This is a genomic window from Halorubrum pallidum (assembly GCF_055380345.1).
Genome location: NZ_AP043945.1, coordinates 1,759,329 through 1,775,192 on the forward strand (window position 1 = coordinate 1,759,329; position 15,864 = coordinate 1,775,192).

The window sequence follows — 15,864 nt, forward strand, 5'->3', positions numbered from 1 at the left end:
GTGACTGTGATCCCTATCAGTCCTGACAGCAGCCGCCCGCCTCGCCACCGAAGTCGACGGCGAGCGGGTCGGAGATCGCCTCGTTGACCGCTTCGAGCGTGTCCGTCAGTTCTTCTTGCGCGTCGAGGAACTCGCTCATTACGGGCATCGAGTGGAGTTCGTCCTGTGCCTCCTGTACCCGCTGGAGGCCGCTGTTCGTCGCCTGTCCCGTCTCTCGGGCGTGCATGAACTCCGAGCGGATCTGCTCGAACTCGTCGATCTTCGCTTGGACGTCCTCGTCGCGTTGCACCGCCTCTCTCGCGTCCTCGAAGCGCTCGTACTCGGGCGTCTGTGCGATCCGTTCGCCCAGTTCGCGTCCGAGCTGCTCGACCGAGTCCCCTTCGTCGACAGCCGCCTGTTCGACGCTCATGTACGGGAGTTGGTGCGGAACGGTTTCAACCTGCCGGCGTCGGGGGTCGCGGGCCTTCCCCGGTCCGGCCTGCAGACAGCTGCGGTCGACGCCGGCTCTCGAGTGAACACCCCGGCCAGAACTGCCGCCCTTCGCGGATTCAAGTGCCCGGAGCCACTCTCACCGCCAATGGTAGATCCGACTTCCGATCTCGAGGGGGACGTCGACGAGGAGTCCGCGCCGCGTTGCGTCTCGTGTGGGGGGCCGGCCCTCGGCGTCGGCCGACGAACCGTCACGTGGGTCGATGGCGGCGACGTGACTCACCGACACTTCTGTTCGCAGCCGTGTCGCGACGAGTGGACGGACGAGCGCCCGTCCGCGGAGAACTGACCCGCCGGATCAGCGAGGGTCGGATCTCCGCCGGACGCGCGACGCCGATCTCCGCTTCGGCGACGGCGGCGACGCGCCGCGGGAGGATTTTTCACGACGGGGGTGATAGTGGCGGTATGATATCGCTCGACGAGGCCGTGACGGCCCGACTGGAGTCGCACGGTGAACGGTTCGAGGTTCTGATCGACCCGGACGCCGCGCTGGCGATGAAACGCGGCGAGTTCGACGGTGACTTGGAGGACGTCATCGCCGCCGAGGACGTCTTCGAAAACGCCTCTCGCGGCGATAGGCCGGCGGAAGAGGATCTAAAAACCGTCTTCGGCACGACCGTCCCCCTAGAGATCATCCCCGAGGTCGTCGAGCGCGGGGAGATCCAGATCACGGCGGAACAGCGCGAGGAGATGGTCGAACGGAAGCACAACCAGCTCGTCACCACCATCACGCGCAACGCGGTCAACCCGCAGATGGACGACTCTCCGCACCCCCCGGATCGGATCGAGCGGGCGCTGGAGGAGGCGGGGTTCCAAGTGGACCCGATGGAACCGGTGGAGAACCAAGTCGACGACGCTCTCGACGCGCTGCGCCCCGTGATCCCGATTCGGTTCGAGGAGGTGACGATGGCGGTCCAGCTCCCGGCCGACTACGCGGGCTCCGGACAGGCCCAGATCCGCGAGTTCGGCGATCTCGAACGCGAGGAGTGGCAGAACGACGGCTCGTGGGTGGGCGTGCTCACGTTCCCGGCGGGGCTCCAAAACGACCTGTACGACCTCGTCAACGAGGTCACCTCCGGCGAGGGCGACGCGCGCGTGCTCAAGGACAAAGACGACATTCGGACGCGCTGAGAGACGACGGTCGAGACCGGCTGGAACGCGCGGCCGCCAGCCGACACGGATGCCGTAGTCGAGGGGTTGATGCCGGCTCCCGTTTCACATCATTCTCCATGCACGAGCGCGCGGCCGAGTTCGCTGACAGGGCACGGAACCGGTACGACGTCGACATCGACGTGTTGGAGTTCGACGCGGGGACGAAGACCGCGGCCGCGGCGGCCGACGCCGTCGGCTGTGACGCGGCGGCGATCGCCTCCACCATCGTCGTGTCGCTGTCCCCTGACGGGCCCGAAGACGGACTGGTCGCCGCCATCACGAGCGGCGCGAACCGGCTCGACCTCGACGCGGTCGCGGAGAGATTCGGCGCGTCGTCGGCGTCGATGGCGGATCCGGACCAGATCCGGGAGTTCGTCGGCTGGAGCATCGGCGGCGTCCCGCCGCTGTGTCACGACACGGCGATTCCGACCGTCTTCGATCCGACGCTCACGGAGTACGATACCGTCTACGGCGCTGCGGGGACCCCGAGTGCGGTGTTCGCGATCGATCCGGAGACGCTCGCCGACCGCACCGAAGCGACCGTCGTCGACCTCACGGAGTGAGTCGAGCGATGTGATCCCCCATTTATTAACTCTATTTTGTGAAATAACAATTCTTTTCTGTTAACCCGTTCTTCGATCCGGTATGGAGCACTCACGGCGGTCGGTTCTGAAGCGCGGATCGGGGCTGGTGGCCGCCGGAGCGGCCGCGTCGCTCGCGGGCTGTTCGGACGCCGGTCGGGGCGGTTCCGGCGATACGGACGGCGGCGGTACCGAAACGTTCGCCGGCGGCTACACCGCGTTCTTCACGCTCACTGACTGGACGAACCGGATCGCCGGCGACCGCGCCGCCTTCGAGGACCCGGTCGAGGTCGGTCGACTCGGTCACGGCTGGGAGCCCGGCGGGACGCTCGCCGCCGACGTCGCGGCGACCGACGCGTTCGTCTACCTCGACCACCCCGAGTTCGCGTGGGCACAGGACCTCGCGTCGACGCTCGACGCTGACTACGACTCCGTCGCGGTGATAGACGGGTTGGCCGGGCTGGAGGGGGATCTGCTCGCGTGGGATCACGGCCACGACGAGGGGGAGCGCACGGAGTCGACGGACGACCACGACGAGGGTGACAACAGCGACGGCGATCGCCAGTCCGACCCGCACGTCTGGGTCGACCCGGTCAGATCGACCGCGATCGTCGAGACGATCGCCGCCGGTCTCGGCGACGCCGACCCCGACAACGCCGAGGTCTACGCCGACAACGCCGAGGCCTACACCGCGGAACTCGACGAGATCGACGCCGCCTTCGAGTCGCTCGTCGAGACCGCCGAGCGCGACGTGGCGGTCATCGCCGGCCACAACTCGTTTCAGTACCTGGAGGACCGCTACGGCTTCCGGCTCCACTCGCCGGTCGGCGTCTCGCCCCAGAACGAACCGACCCAGTCCGAGATCGCAGACACCATCGAGATCGTCGACCGTGAGGGGATCGACACGATCCTCTACGACCGGTTCGGCTCGACCACCCTCGCGGAGACGGTCGTCGAGAACAGCGACGCGACGGAGATGGCGGCGGTCTCGCCGGCCGGCGGCACGACTCGCGAGTGGAACGAGGCCGGCTACGGCTACCTCGAACAGATGACGGAGATCAACCTCCCCGCCTTCGAGCGGGCGTTCGGCGCACAGTGAGCCGTGGTCACGCAGTGAGCCGTCGTCGCGACCGGCCCTCGTGCGATCGACCCTCGTGCGATCGACTCCCGTTCCGCGTCCCGCCTCGCGTCGCGTGCGTCGGCTCGGGGCCAACGGCGCGTGGAGTAAAAGAGCTAAACGTGCGGCCGACGCAGGTACGTCACACGCAGTGACCGCAATCGTCGATCTGGACGGCGTGACGTTCTCCTACGGCGACACCGTCGCCGTGAGAGACGTCTCCCTAACGGTCGAACGGGGCGATTTCCTCGGTCTCGTGGGACCGAACGGCTCCGGAAAGACCACGCTGTTGCACCTCATGTTGGGGCTCCACATCCCCGACGAGGGGTCGGTCTCGCTGTTCGGTCGGCCGGTCGACGAGTTCGACGACGGCGGCCGCATCGGCTACGTCTCACAGAAGGCGACGAGCCGCGGCGGGGCCATGCCGGTCACGGTCCGCGAGTGCGTCACGATGGGGCGGTTCGCGCACGCCGGGTTCGGTCGCCTCACCGACGCCGACCGGGCCGCCGTCGACGACGCGCTCGCGACGGTCGGGATCCGTGACCTCTCGGACCGCCTGCTCACGGAGCTGTCGGGCGGACAGAAACAGCGGGCGTACATCGCTCGGGCGCTCGCGAGCGACGCCGACCTCCTCGCGCTCGACGAGCCGACCGTCGGCGTCGACGCGGAGTCGCGAGACGCCTTCTACGCCCTGCTCGACGACCTCAACGACGACGGGATCACCATCATCCTCATCGAGCACGACATCGGCGTCGTCACCGACCGAGCGAGTCGCATCGCCTGTATCAACACCGAGATCTACCACCACGGCGACACCGAGTCGTTCGTCGAGAGCGACGCGCTCGCGGAGGCGTACGGCGCGACCGGACAGGTCGTCCACCACCATCACTGATGGCCGGCGACAACTCCCGTGACGACGGCGGAGACGCCCCCACCGAGAGCGACCGGACCGTCGACGGCGACGATCCGACCGCGACCGTCTCGCCTCCGACGCGGAGTCGGCGTCGCACCGCCGAACTCGTCGGGATCGGCTGCACTGCGGCGCTCGCGCTCGTGATGCTCGGATTCGTGCTTCTCTACTGGGCACAGGAACTCCCGGTCGCGAGCGATCTGTACGCCGCGTTTCGGTCGGTCGGACGCGGGATGGACGCGACCCTCGGAACGAACGTGTTCCGCCATCCCGTCATGTGGCAGTCGATGGCGACGGGCGTTCTCGTGGGCGTCGTCGCGCCGCTCGTCGGCTCCTTCCTCGTCCACCGGGAGATGGCGTTGATCGGCGAGACGCTCGCGCACACGGCGTTCGCGGGCGTCGCGATCGGCATCCTCGTCAACGCGTCGACCGGCTGGGACGGGTCGCTCCTCCTCGTCGCGCTCGTCGTCGCCGTCCTCGGCGCGGTGGCGGTCCAGTGGCTCACGGCCCACACCGACGCGTACGGCGACGTGCCCATCGCGATCATGCTCAGCGGGAGCTTCGCCGTCGGGACGCTGATCGTGAGCTACGGCCGCGGCCTCACAGCGATCAACATCGAGGGATACCTGTTCGGCAACCTCGCGGTGGTCACGGTGGAGGGTGCGCGGCTCATGAGCGCGCTGTCCGTCCTCGTCGTCGCGGGCGTCGCGCTGACGTACAAACAGCTGCTCTTCATCACCTTCGACGAACAGGCGGCGCGGGTCGCACAGCTGAACGTGACCGGCTACAACACGCTCCTCGTGGTGTTGACGGCCGTCGTCGTCGTCGGCGCGATGCAGGTGCTCGGCGTCATCCTCGTCGCGGCGATGCTCGTCGTCCCCGTCGCGGCCGCCTCACAGCTCGCGAGGAGCTTCCGGGAGACGATGTACCTCTCCGTGATAGTCGGACAGTTGTCGGTCATCGGCGGGTTCGCCGTCTCTCTCGGCCTCGGGCTCCCCTCCGGCGGATCGATCGTCGTCACGGCGATCGCCGTCTATCTGGTTAGCATCGCCGCCTCCGGCTTCTCGGTGACGGCGATCTCCACACACGGCTGATCGGCTCGACGGGTCCCTTTCCACAGACCCTTATGTCACGACCGCGAGGGAGTGGTATGGGAGAGACGGAATCCTACACGCTCACCGGTCCCGACGGCAACGAAGAGTCGTTCGAACTGCCCGCGGGCCTCGTCGACGTGCTCAGCGAACAGGGCGAGGAGTCGACGCGAGTCGTCAGTGACGTCGTCGTGCAGGCGATGGCTCAGCAGGCCCACGTCATCGTCCACCACAGCGAAGGCGAGGTCCCGGACGACATCGCGGAGATGGAAGAGACCGCGGCGGACCTGTTCGAAGAGCGGTTCGGACAGTCGCTCGAAGACGCGCTCGGCCACTCGCACTGACTTCTTCCGCGCGATTTCACACCGCTCCGACCGGCCGTTTAAGCCGGTTCGCCCCGTACGTTTCCGCATGACCACCGACTCGGACGCGCCGGTGTTGATCTTCGACGGCGACTGTCCGTACTGCTCCGTCGCGGCGCTGGCGCTCCGGCGGCTGGACGGCGTCGTCGCGGTGCCGTGGGCGGCCGATCCGGTCGGCCCGTTCCTCGACGCGCAGTTCGGATCGCGGCCCTTCGCGATGGTGCTCGTCGACCCGACGGAGCGACGGGTGTACGCCGGTCGCGCCGCCGCAGAGGAACTCGCCGCGCGCGCGGGAACACCCGGTATCGTCGGCGGGCTCGTCCGCGACAACTACGACCGGATCGCCGGCGCGGTCGGCACCCTCTCGGGCCGCGGCCGCGACCCCGACGACGTCCACGACACCTATCCCCTCACTGACGAGGCGAGCGACCGCGTCGACGACCTCCGACCGGCCGCGAGCGAGCCGCCGGAGGCGCTGTCGTGAGCGGGGGATCGGACGGAGAGCGCGCCGACCCCGACGACGGCGGGACGTACACGCTCCTCGTCGATCTTTCGAGTCCGGCGACGATCGAGGTCGGCGCGCTCGGCGAGCACCGACTCCCCGCCGGTACGTACGCGTACACGGGGAGCGCGCTCGGCGCGGGCGGGTTCGCCCGCGTCGACCGCCACCGCCGGACCGCGCGGGGGGACCACGACGTGCGCCACTGGCACGTCGACTACCTGCTCACCCGCGATGACGCGCGGATCGACCGCGTCGTCCGCAGCGTCGGCGTCGACGCGGAGTGTGCGGTCGCGGCGCAGTTGCCTCCGGGACCGGTCGGCGGGTTCGGGTCGTCCGACTGCGACTGCCCGGACCACCTCGCTGCGCTCGGAGACGGTTCCGAGGCGGAGACGGACCCCGCGGCACTGGTCCGCGACGCGCACGCGTCGGTCACGCCGGGACTCGGCGGGCGCGTCGATGTCGTCGCCGGGAGTGAGCCTGAAGAGTGACCGCGGCTCGCCGCGGGCGGCTCACAGGTCGTAGCGTTCGGTCACCGCGCGGAGCTGCTCGCGTCGTCCCTCTATCGCGTCGTCGCGTAGCGCCTGCTCTTCCGGCGTCGGCGCGGTCACGTCTGGCACGTGCGTCGGACTGCCGTCGTCGCCGAGCGCGACGAACGTGAAAAACGATGTCGTCGTCGGCCGCTCCTCGCCCTTGAGGGGGTCTTCGGCGTGCACGTCGACTTTCACGTCGAGACTGGTGCGGCCGGTGTTGAACACGTATCCCTCGATCACGGCCACCTCGCCCATCTCGATCGGCCCGATGAAGTCCACGTGGTCCATCGAGGCAGTGACGACCTCTCGGCTCGAAAATCGCATCCCCGCTATCCCCCCACAGATGTCCATCCAGTGGAGGACCGCGCCACCGAGCGCGCGCCCGAGGTTGTTCGTGTCGTTCGGCAGCAGCATCTCCGTCATCTCCGTGTACGACTCGGCGACCGTCGCGGTCCCGGGGTCGGTTCCCGTCTCGTCCATGCGTCGGGTCGGTCTGGCCGCGACTTGAATCTCCGGACTTCGCGTCCGGCGTCTCAGCGTCCGTCGTGAGAGCCGTCGTCGAACTGCACGGAATCGGACGGACGGCCCGCCTCGTCGATCACCGGGTCGGAGACGACGATAGGGCAGTCGATCCGGACGGCGAGCGCGAGCGCGTCGGAGGGGCGGGCGTCGAAGACGAACCGCTCCGGCTCGCCGTCCTCGTAGCGTTCGGCGTCGACCTTGGCGTAGAACGTCCCGTCGCGGAGATCGTCGATCCGGACGCGGTCTATCGCGCCGCCGAACTCGGTGAGGACGTCCACGAGGAGGTCGTGAGTGAGCGGTCGGTCGAACGGCTCGCCCTCCAGCGCCGTCCCGATCGACTGCGCCTGATCGGCGCTGACGAAGATCGGGAGGTAGTCACCGCGAACGGAGAGGATGACCGCCGGTACGTCGCCGCCGGGCGCGGAACCGGTCCCGACGCCGACGACCTCGGCTTCGTGTGGCATACCGGATCGTCGTGGCGACGACATGAATACCTATCCCACGGCGACGGGCGGTCGCGTTCACTCCGGCCTCCGCGGTTCACACTCCAGTACACCTCATCGGTTCGCACTCCAGTACCAGTACGCCCACGCGACGGTGAACACGAGCGCGGCACCGGCGAAGAAGACGACGCCGGGCTCCAGAGCCGAGACCGCGTAGTCCGCGAGCGGGTCGGCGACGTACTCGACGGTCCCGTCGATTCCGTCCCCGCCACCGGATCCGGTTTCGCTTTCTATCGACGGGCCGTCGGCTGCTCCCCCGCCGTCGTCACCGTCCGTCGCACCCGCATCGCCGCCGTCGGTTCCGGCCGTCCCCGCGCCGTCGCCACCCGACGTCGTCCTCGACACGCGCACGGTCGGGCCTGCCACGGAGAGAACGCGCTGTACCGCGAACGCCGCCAGTCCGATGATCCCGTAGCCGCCGAACAGGCGCGTGAGCGCGGTCTTGATCCCACTCGACGACTCGCCTCCGCCGGCGAACAGCACGAGCGGCTCGTCGGCGGCGGCGTACACGTCCATCTCTCGGCCCTTCTCTGAGTAGGTCGTGTCGACCACGTCGACGAGGTCGGCGTCGTCGAGTTTCCCGAGGTGATACTGGACGTTCTGGAGCGAGGTGTCGACGGCGGCCGCGAGTTCCGATTTCGTCGCCGGGTCGTCGTGGAGTCGCGTGAGGATCTCGCGGGCGGTCTCAGAGCCGAGCGCGGCGATGAGAGCGTCCGCATCCTCATCGTTGACGCCGACCACGCGCGGCTTCCGGTCGTCCGGGGTCCGGTCCGGCAGGGAGGGCAACAGCCGGGACATACGCACACCTTCCCCCGTGAGAATACAAATTTGTTGGATCGGTGACGGAGCGACCGCGCCGACTCCGCCCCACTACCGACTCACAAACCCTAAACGCGGTGACGGAGAAGGACGGGGCAATGACAGAGACGCCAGGGGACGCCGAGGGTCACCCGTCGGCCCCGACGGCGAGCGACTCCCCGGCAGACGCGTCGCCGGATCCGTCGACCGATCCGGTGTCGGGATCGGCCGCGGCTCCGTCCGGGGAGTCGGCGGGTTCGGTGACGGTCGTCGGGACCGCCCACGTCTCCGAGCGCTCCGTCGACGAGGTCGAAGAGACGATCGAGCGAGAGCGCCCCGACGTCGTCGCCGTCGAACTCGACGAGGGGCGATACCGCCAGATGCAGGGCGAGACGCCGGACGACCTGGACGCCGGCGATCTGTTGAAGGGGAACACCGTCTTCCAGTTTCTCGCGTACTGGATGTTGTCGTACGTGCAGACGCAACTCGGCGACCGCTTCGACATCGAACCGGGTGCCGACATGCGCGCGGCGATAGACGTCGCGGAGGGGCTCGGGATCGACGTTGCGCTCGTCGATCGCGACATCCAGACGACGATCCAGCGGTTCTGGGCGCGGATGTCGATCACGGAGAAGCTCCGAATGGTCGGCGGGTTGGCGTTCGGTATCACAGACCCTCGGATCGTCGGCGTCGTCGTCGGGCTGTTCGTCGGGCTCCTCGCCGGGCCGATCATCGGCCTGTTCGGCGGCGCGCTCGGGATCTCAGACGCGCTGTTAACGAGCGTCACCGGCGGGGTGCTCGTCGCGGTGGCGGTCGGCGTCGCCGTCGATCAGGTCGGAAAGGTCGGTCTCTCGCCGGACGGGCGGCTCTACGCGGCGAGCGCGCTCGGCGTCGGGTCGGGGATCGCCGTCGCGGCGCTCGGCCTCGCGGACGGGTTCGTTGCGACGTATCTCGGCGGGTTCACCGTGACCGCGATCGGTAGCCTCGGCCTCGGGATCGCGTTCGGGCTCACGCTCGGCGTTGTCGTGGCGGGGTTGCTCAGTCTGTCCGGACGCGGCGGAAGCGATTCGGAACACGACGGGATCGAGGGGCTCGACGTCGAGGACCTCACCGACGCCGACGTGGTGACCATGATGATGGAGGAGTTCCGCCAGTTCTCGCCGGGCGGCGCGGAGGCGCTCATCGACGAGCGCGACGCGTTCATCGCCCACCGGCTCGTCGCCCTCCGCGACGCAGGCCACGACGTGGTCGCTGTCGTCGGCGCGGGGCACCGGGCCGGGATCGAAGGGTACCTCGCGGACCCGTCGACGCTCCCGCCGATGGCGGACCTCGTCGGCCGCGAAGGCGGCCGGGGCTTCCCGTGGAAGAAGCTTGTCGGGTACGGGATCACGATCGGGTTCGTGGCCTTCTTCGTCCTGCTCGCGCTCGCCGGCGTCGAGAATGCCTTCCTCTTCCGGCTGTTCGGCGCGTGGTTCCTGATCAACGGCGTCTTCGCGTTCGCGTTCGCCAAGATCGCCGGCGCGCGCTGGCTGTCCGCCGGCGTCGGTGGTGCCGTCGCGTGGATGACCTCGATCAACCCGATGCTCGCCCCGGGCTGGTTCACCGGCTACGTCGAACTCCGGAGCCTGACGGTGAACGTCGGTGACATCGGGACGCTCAACGACCTGCTCTCGGACGAGTCTCTCTCGCCGAGCGACCTCGTCTCGGCGATGCTCGACGTGCCTCTCTTCCGGCTCATCATTATCGTCGCGATGACGAACGTCGGCAGCATCGTCGCGAGCTTCCTCTTCGCCGTGTACGTCATCCCCGCGATGTTCGGCGCGGAGGTGGGCGGCGTCGACGAGGTGAGCCGGCTGATGATCGAGGGCGCCAGACGCGGTGCCGAACTGATCGGGAACGCGGTCACGGGGGGAACATGAGCGGCACTCCACAGGGCCGGCGGATCGCCGGGCTGTACTTTAGCGGAACCGAACTGCGCGACCTGCTCGTGGCGTGGCTCGCGCTCGGCGTCGCGTTCATGTTCTTCTTCGCCGGCGGGTCGGCCGGACTCGGACGGATCGTCGACGCGGGCGTGGTCGCGCCGCTCGCGGTCGCGCTCTCGACCGCGGGTGTCGCGTTCCTCCTCCACGAGCTGGCGCACAAGGTCGTCGCGGTTCGCTACGATCAGGTCGCCGAGTTCCGCGCTGATACCAGCATGCTGTTTCTCGCCGTGATGAGTTCGCTTCTGGGGTTCATCTTCGCCGCGCCCGGCGCGGTCCACCACCGCGGACGGCTGACACCGCGCGAGCACGGCCACATCGCGCTCGCAGGACCGGTCGTGAACCTCCTTCTGGCGCTCGTCTTCCTCCCGGCGATGGCCGCCGGCGGCGCCCTCGGAAGCCCGATCCTCTCGCTCATCGGCGCGCGCGGGGTGGCGATCAACGTCTTCCTCGCCGCGTTCAACCTGATCCCCTACGGTCCCCTCGACGGGAAGACCGTGATCGGGTGGAGCAAGCCGGTCTGGGTCGTCGCGTTCGTTCCCTCCGTCCTGCTCGCCGTCGGACTGGTGTTCGTCGGCGGACTCGGTTTCGGCGGGCCGTTCTGAGCCGCTGCGCCACGGCCGCATCTCGCGCGCGTCTCGTGGACGTCTCGCTCCCGTCGGGAACGGTGCGCTTTTGCTCCGCGGGCGTCCCTCGACACACATGACCGAGGGCGACGATCCGGACAAAGACGACACCGCAGCCGACGACGAACTCACCTACGCCGACGCCGGCGTCGACATCGACGCGAGCGAGGCCGCGACCGCGGCGCTGGTCGGCGCTGTCGGCGGCGGCGTCGGCGTCGGCGAAGCGGGAGAGGGGACCGACAGTGACTACGCCGGGCTACTCGACATCGGCGACCGCTACCTCGCGCTCGCGACCGACGGCGTCGGGACGAAACTGCTCGTCGCCGAGGCGCTCGGCGACTACTCGACGATCGGGATCGACTGCATCGCCATGAACGTCAACGACCTCGTCGCCGCCGGCGTGCGGCCCGTCGCCTTCGTCGACTACCTCGCGGTCGAAGAGCCCGACGAGCGCTTCGCCGAGCAGGTCGGTGAGGGGCTCTCTCGCGGCGCAGAGTTGGCTGACATGGCGCTCGTCGGGGGAGAGACCGCGGTGATGCCGGACGTGATCAAAGGGCTCGACTTGGCTGGCACCTGCGCCGGACTCGCGCCGAAAGACGGGGTGTTCGACGGCTCCGCACGGCCGGGAGACGCCCTCGTCGGCTGGCGTTCCTCCGGTATCCACTCGAACGGACTCACGCTCGCTCGCGAAGCCGCGACGCGCGAGCACGCGTACGACGACCCCTGTCCGTTCGACGGGTACGACACCCTCGGCGAGGCGCTGCTCGAACCCACCAGAATCTACACCGACCTGCTCGACCCGATGCGCGACCACGGCGTTCACGGCGCCGCCCACATCACCGGCGGCGGCTGGACGAACCTCGAACGGCTCGGCGACAACCGGTACGTCGTCACCGACCCCTTCGATCCCCAGCCTGTCTTCGAGTTCGTTCAGTCGGAAGGGAACGTCACGGACGAGGAGATGCACCGGACGTTCAACATGGGAACCGGCTTCGTCGCCGCCGTCGACGCCGACGACGCCGACGCGCTGGCCGCGGCGACCGACGGGCGCGTGATCGGCCACGTCGACGACGGCGAGGGACACGTGTCGATCCGCGAGCTAGAGCTGTAAGTCAGTCGGTAGCCGCGGCGCGCTCTTTCGCCCGGTGCTCGGTTACGTCGCTTCCGCGTCGGCGTCCGCCGCCGATTCCGTGTCCTCGGTGGTCGTCGGCGTCGACTCGTCCGCGTCACGGTCGTCACCGTCGCTCTCGACATCGCTTTCGCCAGCGCGCCCGTCGTTCTCAGATCCGGCCCCACTACCCGTCTCCGCGTCGCCCGCTCCCGAGTCACTCGTCTCTGCGTCGCCCGGCTCGCCCGACGGACCGCTCGACCGCTCCCGATCGATCTCTTGGACGAGCTTCATTTCGCCGCGGGCGCGGAGCGTGCCGTCTATCTCGGCGTCCTCGTGTACGGTCAGGTCTCCGGCGGAAACGTCTCCGAGCACCCGCGCGCCGGCCTCGACGGTGACCGTCCCGCCCCGGGAGGTGACGTCGCCGTGGATGACCGTGTCCGTCCCGACTCCGATGTCATCGCGTGCGCGCAGGGAACCGAACACCTCGTTTCGCTCGCCGATGCGGATCGACTCGGCACGGATGTTCCCGTGAAGCCGACAGTCGTCTCCGACGGTTGCCGGCGTGGAGACGCGCCACGCGTCGTCCGATATCTCGGCACCGCGCGGAACGAGAAGCGGATCGCGAACGTCGTCGCCGTCGGCGAGCGCCGTCGCGAGCTCGTCCGCCGCGTCGGTCTCGCCGATCCGCAGGAGCTGTGAGAGGACGATGAAGTAGAAGACGAGCGTGGGAACGGGGTTCCGGATGACGATCCACCCGTTCGCCTCGAACCCGTCCTCGATCGTCACGTCGTCGCCGATGTCGAGGTCACCGGAGACCATCAACCGGCCGGTGACGGTCACCCGCTCGCCGATGTACGCGTCCTCGCCGACGAGCACGTTTCCGTCGACGGAACACCAGGTGTCGAGCCGGCAGTCGCCTTCCGCCTCGATGTCGCTCCCGACGCTCACGCGCTCCCCGAGTGCGACGTTGCGTCCGCGAAGCCCGAACTCCACCGTCGACTGACTCCCGACGAGCACGTCGCCGTCGGTGACGAGGTCGTGTTCCTCGACGGTGGTCTCCGACGGGACCGCGAGTTCGTCTACTGGACCGCCTCCTCGCAGCGACACACCGGGAGAACTCTCTCCGCCCGTATAAACCGTGGGGGACGTCAGACGGACGTCGGACGGCGTGGGACAGCGACGAAGACGGGCAATCGCGGAACACGTCTGCGTGGTGTTCACTCTCGAGGTACCACAGGGTCACCATCCTTTTCAGGGTCGCGAAGAACTGTGACGTATGGGATTCGGATCGTACGACGAGAGCGAACAGAAAGACCAGGACGTCGACACTGACGACGACGGCGCGGTCAACGTCCACGAAAACGACCACGACGGCGAGGTCTCCATCGAGGGCGGCGCGTCAACCGACGACCTCGTCGGTCGTCTCTCGGAGATGAAAGACGACGCGGACGACGAGTAGTTCGTCGGACTGCATTCGGCACACTCGTCCGAGCCGAGATACATTCGACATATCGGTTCCGAAGCGCCGCACCACGTGTCACGTCCCTTTTATTCGGTCGAAGAGTACACCACGCCATGAGCACCGACCTCACGTTCACCAGAGACGGCGTCAATGTCGTTTACCAGGGAACCGAGTTCGAACTGGAGAAGGACCTGATCGAGGAGGCGACCGGCAAGGGGTACCGCGACGTCACCGACCACGAGGTCCTGCAGATCGTCGCCGAAAGTCCCGAGCTCGACGGCGAGCCCGTGCGGATCGGCGACGTGCTGTGATCAGACCGCCCGAGACGGTACGGTTTTAGGCGCCGGTCGATTTGAGCGGGTATGAACCCGGGCAGCATCGTGTCCGCGCTCACGAGTTCGAAGATCAGGACCGGTCTCGTCGGGCTCCTCATCGTCGTCGCCGCCGTCGGCGGAGCATTTGCCGTCGGCGTTCTCGGTGTGCCGAGCGTCGCGACGATCGACAACACGTTCGGAGACGTCACGAACGAGACGACCGCGATCGAGACGGATCTGGTCGTCTCGAATCCGAATCCCGTCGGAGTCGGACTCGACGGCGTGTCCGTGGACTACACGGTCTCGATGAACGGAATCGAGATGGCTCAGGGCGGCCGGGAGGGAGTGCAACTCGGGACCGGAAACTCCACGCTGGAACTCGACACCGCCCTCCGAAACGACGCGATTCCGTCGTGGTGGGTCAGTCACGTTCGGAACGGAGAGCAGACGACGGTGGGTATCGACGCGACCGTCACCTCGGAGCGGCTCGGACGGGGCGTGGATTTCACCCGAGAGCGTGAAGTCCAGACCGACATCCTCGGCGCGTTCAACTCCGAGGAGACGCGGCCGGTGAACGCAGACAGCGCACTGACCGACGACCCGGTCCTCTACGTCAACGAGACGCGGGGACAGTGGGGGTCGGTGAGCGAGGCCGAGACGCCGATCGACATGGAGTTCGTCGTGTACAACCCCAACCTCGAACCGTACGTTATCTCGGAGATCGGCTACGATGTCACCATGAACGGCGTCGAGATGGGAGGCGGTCAGACCGACGAGGAGTACGCCATCTCCTCGTACAGCACCGAGACGATCGGTCTCACCGCCGCTCTGGAGAACCAGCGGCTCGACGAGTGGTGGGTGACCCACCTCGACGAGGAGGTCAACGGCCATCAAGTGAGCGACCTCCGAATCGAGTTTTACGCCGTGATCGAACTCCCGTCCGGCGACGAGATCACCGTCCCGATGGACGAACTCACCTACGAGGAGACGATGAAAACGGACATGTTCGACGAGGGCGAGGACGTGCGCGATTCCGACACGGACGACGCAGGCGGTGACGACTCCGAGACCAGTGAGGACGGCGAATCCGACGACAGCGGAGACACCACTGACGGCGGGGACGACACCAGCGACAGCGATTCCGGCAGCACCAGCGACGACTCGACGACCGACACGACGGACGACGAAACGACGAGTGACGGGGACAATACGACCGACGACGAAAATCAGTCCGACGACGGCGACGTGCTGCCGCTTTAAGCGGTGAATCGTGTGGAGCGAGCAGTAGTGTTATATTCTCGACGTTTGTACGATACACTATGGATCCCCGAAGGCGACTGTACGTAGCTGGGTTCGTCGGCGCGTCCATCTCGTACATCTTCAACGTCTTGGCGTTCACCGGCCAGTTCGACGTGGTCCGATGGTTCGTCTTCGCGGTCGTCTTTGTGACCGTCTTCTTCGGCTTCGAGAAGTTCATCGAGTGGTCGGTGCGGTTCGATAATTGACCGTAGACCGAGGGTGCATACGCTTATCAGCCGAGACAACTCACTTGTCTCACCTCTTTTCACTACTCAGTAGCTGTTGAGATTCACAGATATCTCTCGATGAGTAGAAAGCGAGATAGTGGGGCCGGAGGGATTTGAACCCCCGATCGACTGATATCTCCGGTGCGCCTCGGAACTCCAGAGGGTCGTCAACGCGACCGATGATCAGTCGGCCGCTCGGTATATCAGTCTGGAGTGTCGTCCCGGGCGCGGGCCTCTGGAGTCAGTCGCCATGCCTGGCTTGGCCACAGCCCCACGCGTGATCTCGCAT

General features: G+C 67.6%; 21 protein-coding genes and 1 tRNA gene. 16 read left to right on the forward strand and 6 right to left on the reverse strand.

All coding sequences use genetic code 11. From position 1 onward, the window contains the following. Positions 1-16: 16 nt before the first annotated feature. Positions 17-409: a YlbF/YmcA family competence regulator gene (locus ACZ45C_RS10575; RefSeq protein WP_460559084.1), complete on the reverse strand. Its 393-nt coding sequence runs from the start codon at positions 407-409 to the stop codon at positions 17-19. Between the two features lie 168 nt (positions 410-577). On the opposite strand from ACZ45C_RS10575, the gene ACZ45C_RS10580 reads away from it, so the two are divergent. From ACZ45C_RS10580 to ACZ45C_RS10620, 9 genes are all read left to right on the forward strand, one after another. Continuing rightward, positions 578-778, forward strand: coding sequence for a DUF7576 family protein (locus ACZ45C_RS10580; RefSeq protein WP_460559086.1), 201 nt, complete (start codon positions 578-580; stop codon positions 776-778). 116 nt (positions 779-894) lie between these two features. Continuing rightward, on the forward strand, positions 895-1,620 hold the full coding sequence (locus ACZ45C_RS10585) for a ribosome assembly factor SBDS (RefSeq protein ID WP_460559088.1): 726 nt from the start codon (positions 895-897) through the stop codon (positions 1,618-1,620). Between the two features lie 98 nt (positions 1,621-1,718). Next, positions 1,719-2,204 (forward strand): YbaK/EbsC family protein, encoded by a 486-nt coding sequence (locus ACZ45C_RS10590; protein WP_460559090.1) that lies wholly within the window; start codon positions 1,719-1,721, stop codon positions 2,202-2,204. 82 nt (positions 2,205-2,286) lie between these two features. Beyond that, a complete protein-coding gene (locus tag ACZ45C_RS10595; protein ID WP_460559092.1) occupies positions 2,287-3,321 on the forward strand; it encodes a metal ABC transporter substrate-binding protein in 1,035 nt (344 codons plus the stop codon). A 169-nt stretch (positions 3,322-3,490) separates the two neighbouring features. Then, complete coding sequence (locus tag ACZ45C_RS10600) at positions 3,491-4,231, forward strand: metal ABC transporter ATP-binding protein (protein WP_460559094.1); 741 nt, start codon at positions 3,491-3,493, stop codon at positions 4,229-4,231. Next, entirely contained in the window at positions 4,231-5,343 is a 1,113-nt protein-coding gene (locus ACZ45C_RS10605; protein WP_460559096.1) for a metal ABC transporter permease, read from the forward strand. The genes ACZ45C_RS10600 and ACZ45C_RS10605 overlap by 1 nt, the downstream gene beginning before the upstream one ends. Positions 5,344-5,399: 56 nt before the next feature. Beyond that, positions 5,400-5,684, forward strand: a complete 285-nt coding sequence (locus tag ACZ45C_RS10610) for a DUF7545 family protein (RefSeq protein WP_460559098.1) — start codon at positions 5,400-5,402, stop codon at positions 5,682-5,684. A 67-nt stretch (positions 5,685-5,751) separates the two neighbouring features. Further along, on the forward strand, positions 5,752-6,186 hold the full coding sequence (locus tag ACZ45C_RS10615) for a DUF393 domain-containing protein (protein ID WP_460559100.1): 435 nt from the start codon (positions 5,752-5,754) through the stop codon (positions 6,184-6,186). Next, the gene (locus ACZ45C_RS10620) at positions 6,183-6,692 is read left to right on the forward strand and encodes a GIY-YIG nuclease family protein (RefSeq protein WP_460559102.1); all 510 of its coding nucleotides are present in this window, start codon (positions 6,183-6,185) and stop codon (positions 6,690-6,692) included. The genes ACZ45C_RS10615 and ACZ45C_RS10620 overlap by 4 nt, the downstream gene beginning before the upstream one ends. A gap of 21 nt (positions 6,693-6,713) precedes the next feature. On the opposite strand, the gene ACZ45C_RS10625 is transcribed toward ACZ45C_RS10620, so the two are convergent. The 3 genes from ACZ45C_RS10625 to ACZ45C_RS10635 all read right to left on the reverse strand — a co-directional run bounded on the left by ACZ45C_RS10625 (position 6,714) and on the right by ACZ45C_RS10635 (position 8,557). Next, complete coding sequence (locus ACZ45C_RS10625; RefSeq protein ID WP_460559104.1) at positions 6,714-7,214, reverse strand: acyl-CoA thioesterase; 501 nt, start codon at positions 7,212-7,214, stop codon at positions 6,714-6,716. Between the two features lie 53 nt (positions 7,215-7,267). After that, on the reverse strand, positions 7,268-7,720 hold the full coding sequence (locus ACZ45C_RS10630) for a bifunctional nuclease family protein (RefSeq protein WP_460559106.1): 453 nt from the start codon (positions 7,718-7,720) through the stop codon (positions 7,268-7,270). 93 nt (positions 7,721-7,813) lie between these two features. Further along, positions 7,814-8,557: an ArsR/SmtB family transcription factor gene (locus ACZ45C_RS10635; RefSeq protein ID WP_460559108.1), complete on the reverse strand. Its 744-nt coding sequence runs from the start codon at positions 8,555-8,557 to the stop codon at positions 7,814-7,816. Between the two features lie 119 nt (positions 8,558-8,676). Between ACZ45C_RS10635 and ACZ45C_RS10640 the strand changes: the two genes are divergently transcribed. From ACZ45C_RS10640 to purM, 3 genes are all read left to right on the forward strand, one after another. Then, entirely contained in the window at positions 8,677-10,476 is a 1,800-nt protein-coding gene (locus ACZ45C_RS10640; protein ID WP_460559110.1) for a TraB/GumN family protein, read from the forward strand. Continuing rightward, the gene (locus ACZ45C_RS10645) at positions 10,473-11,141 is read left to right on the forward strand and encodes a metalloprotease (RefSeq protein ID WP_460559112.1); all 669 of its coding nucleotides are present in this window, start codon (positions 10,473-10,475) and stop codon (positions 11,139-11,141) included. Before ACZ45C_RS10640 ends, ACZ45C_RS10645 begins: the two co-directional genes overlap by 4 nt. 97 nt (positions 11,142-11,238) lie before the next feature. Beyond that, a complete protein-coding gene (gene purM, locus ACZ45C_RS10650) occupies positions 11,239-12,273 on the forward strand; it encodes a phosphoribosylformylglycinamidine cyclo-ligase (protein WP_460559114.1) in 1,035 nt (344 codons plus the stop codon). A gap of 42 nt (positions 12,274-12,315) precedes the next feature. Here purM and ACZ45C_RS10655 read toward each other — a convergent pair whose 3' ends face one another. Continuing rightward, positions 12,316-13,380, reverse strand: a complete 1,065-nt coding sequence (locus ACZ45C_RS10655) for a polymer-forming cytoskeletal protein (protein ID WP_460559116.1) — start codon at positions 13,378-13,380, stop codon at positions 12,316-12,318. A 169-nt stretch (positions 13,381-13,549) separates the two neighbouring features. Between ACZ45C_RS10655 and ACZ45C_RS10660 the strand changes: the two genes are divergently transcribed. The 4 genes from ACZ45C_RS10660 to ACZ45C_RS10675 all read left to right on the forward strand — a co-directional run bounded on the left by ACZ45C_RS10660 (position 13,550) and on the right by ACZ45C_RS10675 (position 15,554). Then, positions 13,550-13,732, forward strand: a complete 183-nt coding sequence (locus ACZ45C_RS10660) for a DUF5786 family protein (RefSeq protein ID WP_095635995.1) — start codon at positions 13,550-13,552, stop codon at positions 13,730-13,732. 116 nt (positions 13,733-13,848) lie between these two features. After that, positions 13,849-14,046: a DUF5800 family protein gene (locus ACZ45C_RS10665; protein WP_460559118.1), complete on the forward strand. Its 198-nt coding sequence runs from the start codon at positions 13,849-13,851 to the stop codon at positions 14,044-14,046. 51 nt (positions 14,047-14,097) lie between these two features. Next, positions 14,098-15,309, forward strand: coding sequence for an LEA/WHy family protein (locus ACZ45C_RS10670; protein WP_460559120.1), 1,212 nt, complete (start codon positions 14,098-14,100; stop codon positions 15,307-15,309). Between the two features lie 59 nt (positions 15,310-15,368). Beyond that, the gene (locus tag ACZ45C_RS10675) at positions 15,369-15,554 is read left to right on the forward strand and encodes a hypothetical protein (RefSeq protein ID WP_460559122.1); all 186 of its coding nucleotides are present in this window, start codon (positions 15,369-15,371) and stop codon (positions 15,552-15,554) included. A 119-nt stretch (positions 15,555-15,673) separates the two neighbouring features. Here ACZ45C_RS10675 and ACZ45C_RS10680 read toward each other — a convergent pair. Next, positions 15,674-15,848, reverse strand: a tRNA-Trp gene (locus tag ACZ45C_RS10680). Between the last annotated feature and the right edge of the window lie 16 nt (positions 15,849-15,864).

Bases quoted from the DNA above. Each gene is read 5' to 3' on its own strand.
- ACZ45C_RS10575 (WP_460559084.1), bottom strand. From the start codon at position 409: ATGAGCGTCGAACAGGCGGCTGTCGACGAAGGGGACTCGGTCGAGCAG.
- ACZ45C_RS10580 (WP_460559086.1), top strand. From the start codon at position 578: ATGGTAGATCCGACTTCCGATCTCGAGGGGGACGTCGACGAGGAGTCC.
- ACZ45C_RS10585 (WP_460559088.1), top strand. From the start codon at position 895: ATGATATCGCTCGACGAGGCCGTGACGGCCCGACTGGAGTCGCACGGT.
- ACZ45C_RS10590 (WP_460559090.1), top strand. From the start codon at position 1,719: ATGCACGAGCGCGCGGCCGAGTTCGCTGACAGGGCACGGAACCGGTAC.
- ACZ45C_RS10595 (WP_460559092.1), top strand. From the start codon at position 2,287: ATGGAGCACTCACGGCGGTCGGTTCTGAAGCGCGGATCGGGGCTGGTG.
- ACZ45C_RS10605 (WP_460559096.1), top strand. From the start codon at position 4,231: ATGGCCGGCGACAACTCCCGTGACGACGGCGGAGACGCCCCCACCGAG.
- ACZ45C_RS10610 (WP_460559098.1), top strand. From the start codon at position 5,400: ATGGGAGAGACGGAATCCTACACGCTCACCGGTCCCGACGGCAACGAA.
- ACZ45C_RS10615 (WP_460559100.1), top strand. From the start codon at position 5,752: ATGACCACCGACTCGGACGCGCCGGTGTTGATCTTCGACGGCGACTGT.
- ACZ45C_RS10625 (WP_460559104.1), bottom strand. From the start codon at position 7,214: ATGGACGAGACGGGAACCGACCCCGGGACCGCGACGGTCGCCGAGTCG.
- ACZ45C_RS10630 (WP_460559106.1), bottom strand. From the start codon at position 7,720: ATGCCACACGAAGCCGAGGTCGTCGGCGTCGGGACCGGTTCCGCGCCC.
- ACZ45C_RS10635 (WP_460559108.1), bottom strand. From the start codon at position 8,557: ATGTCCCGGCTGTTGCCCTCCCTGCCGGACCGGACCCCGGACGACCGG.
- ACZ45C_RS10640 (WP_460559110.1), top strand. From the start codon at position 8,677: ATGACAGAGACGCCAGGGGACGCCGAGGGTCACCCGTCGGCCCCGACG.
- ACZ45C_RS10645 (WP_460559112.1), top strand. From the start codon at position 10,473: ATGAGCGGCACTCCACAGGGCCGGCGGATCGCCGGGCTGTACTTTAGC.
- purM (WP_460559114.1), top strand. From the start codon at position 11,239: ATGACCGAGGGCGACGATCCGGACAAAGACGACACCGCAGCCGACGAC.
- ACZ45C_RS10660 (WP_095635995.1), top strand. From the start codon at position 13,550: ATGGGATTCGGATCGTACGACGAGAGCGAACAGAAAGACCAGGACGTC.
- ACZ45C_RS10665 (WP_460559118.1), top strand. From the start codon at position 13,849: ATGAGCACCGACCTCACGTTCACCAGAGACGGCGTCAATGTCGTTTAC.
- ACZ45C_RS10670 (WP_460559120.1), top strand. From the start codon at position 14,098: ATGAACCCGGGCAGCATCGTGTCCGCGCTCACGAGTTCGAAGATCAGG.
- ACZ45C_RS10675 (WP_460559122.1), top strand. From the start codon at position 15,369: ATGGATCCCCGAAGGCGACTGTACGTAGCTGGGTTCGTCGGCGCGTCC.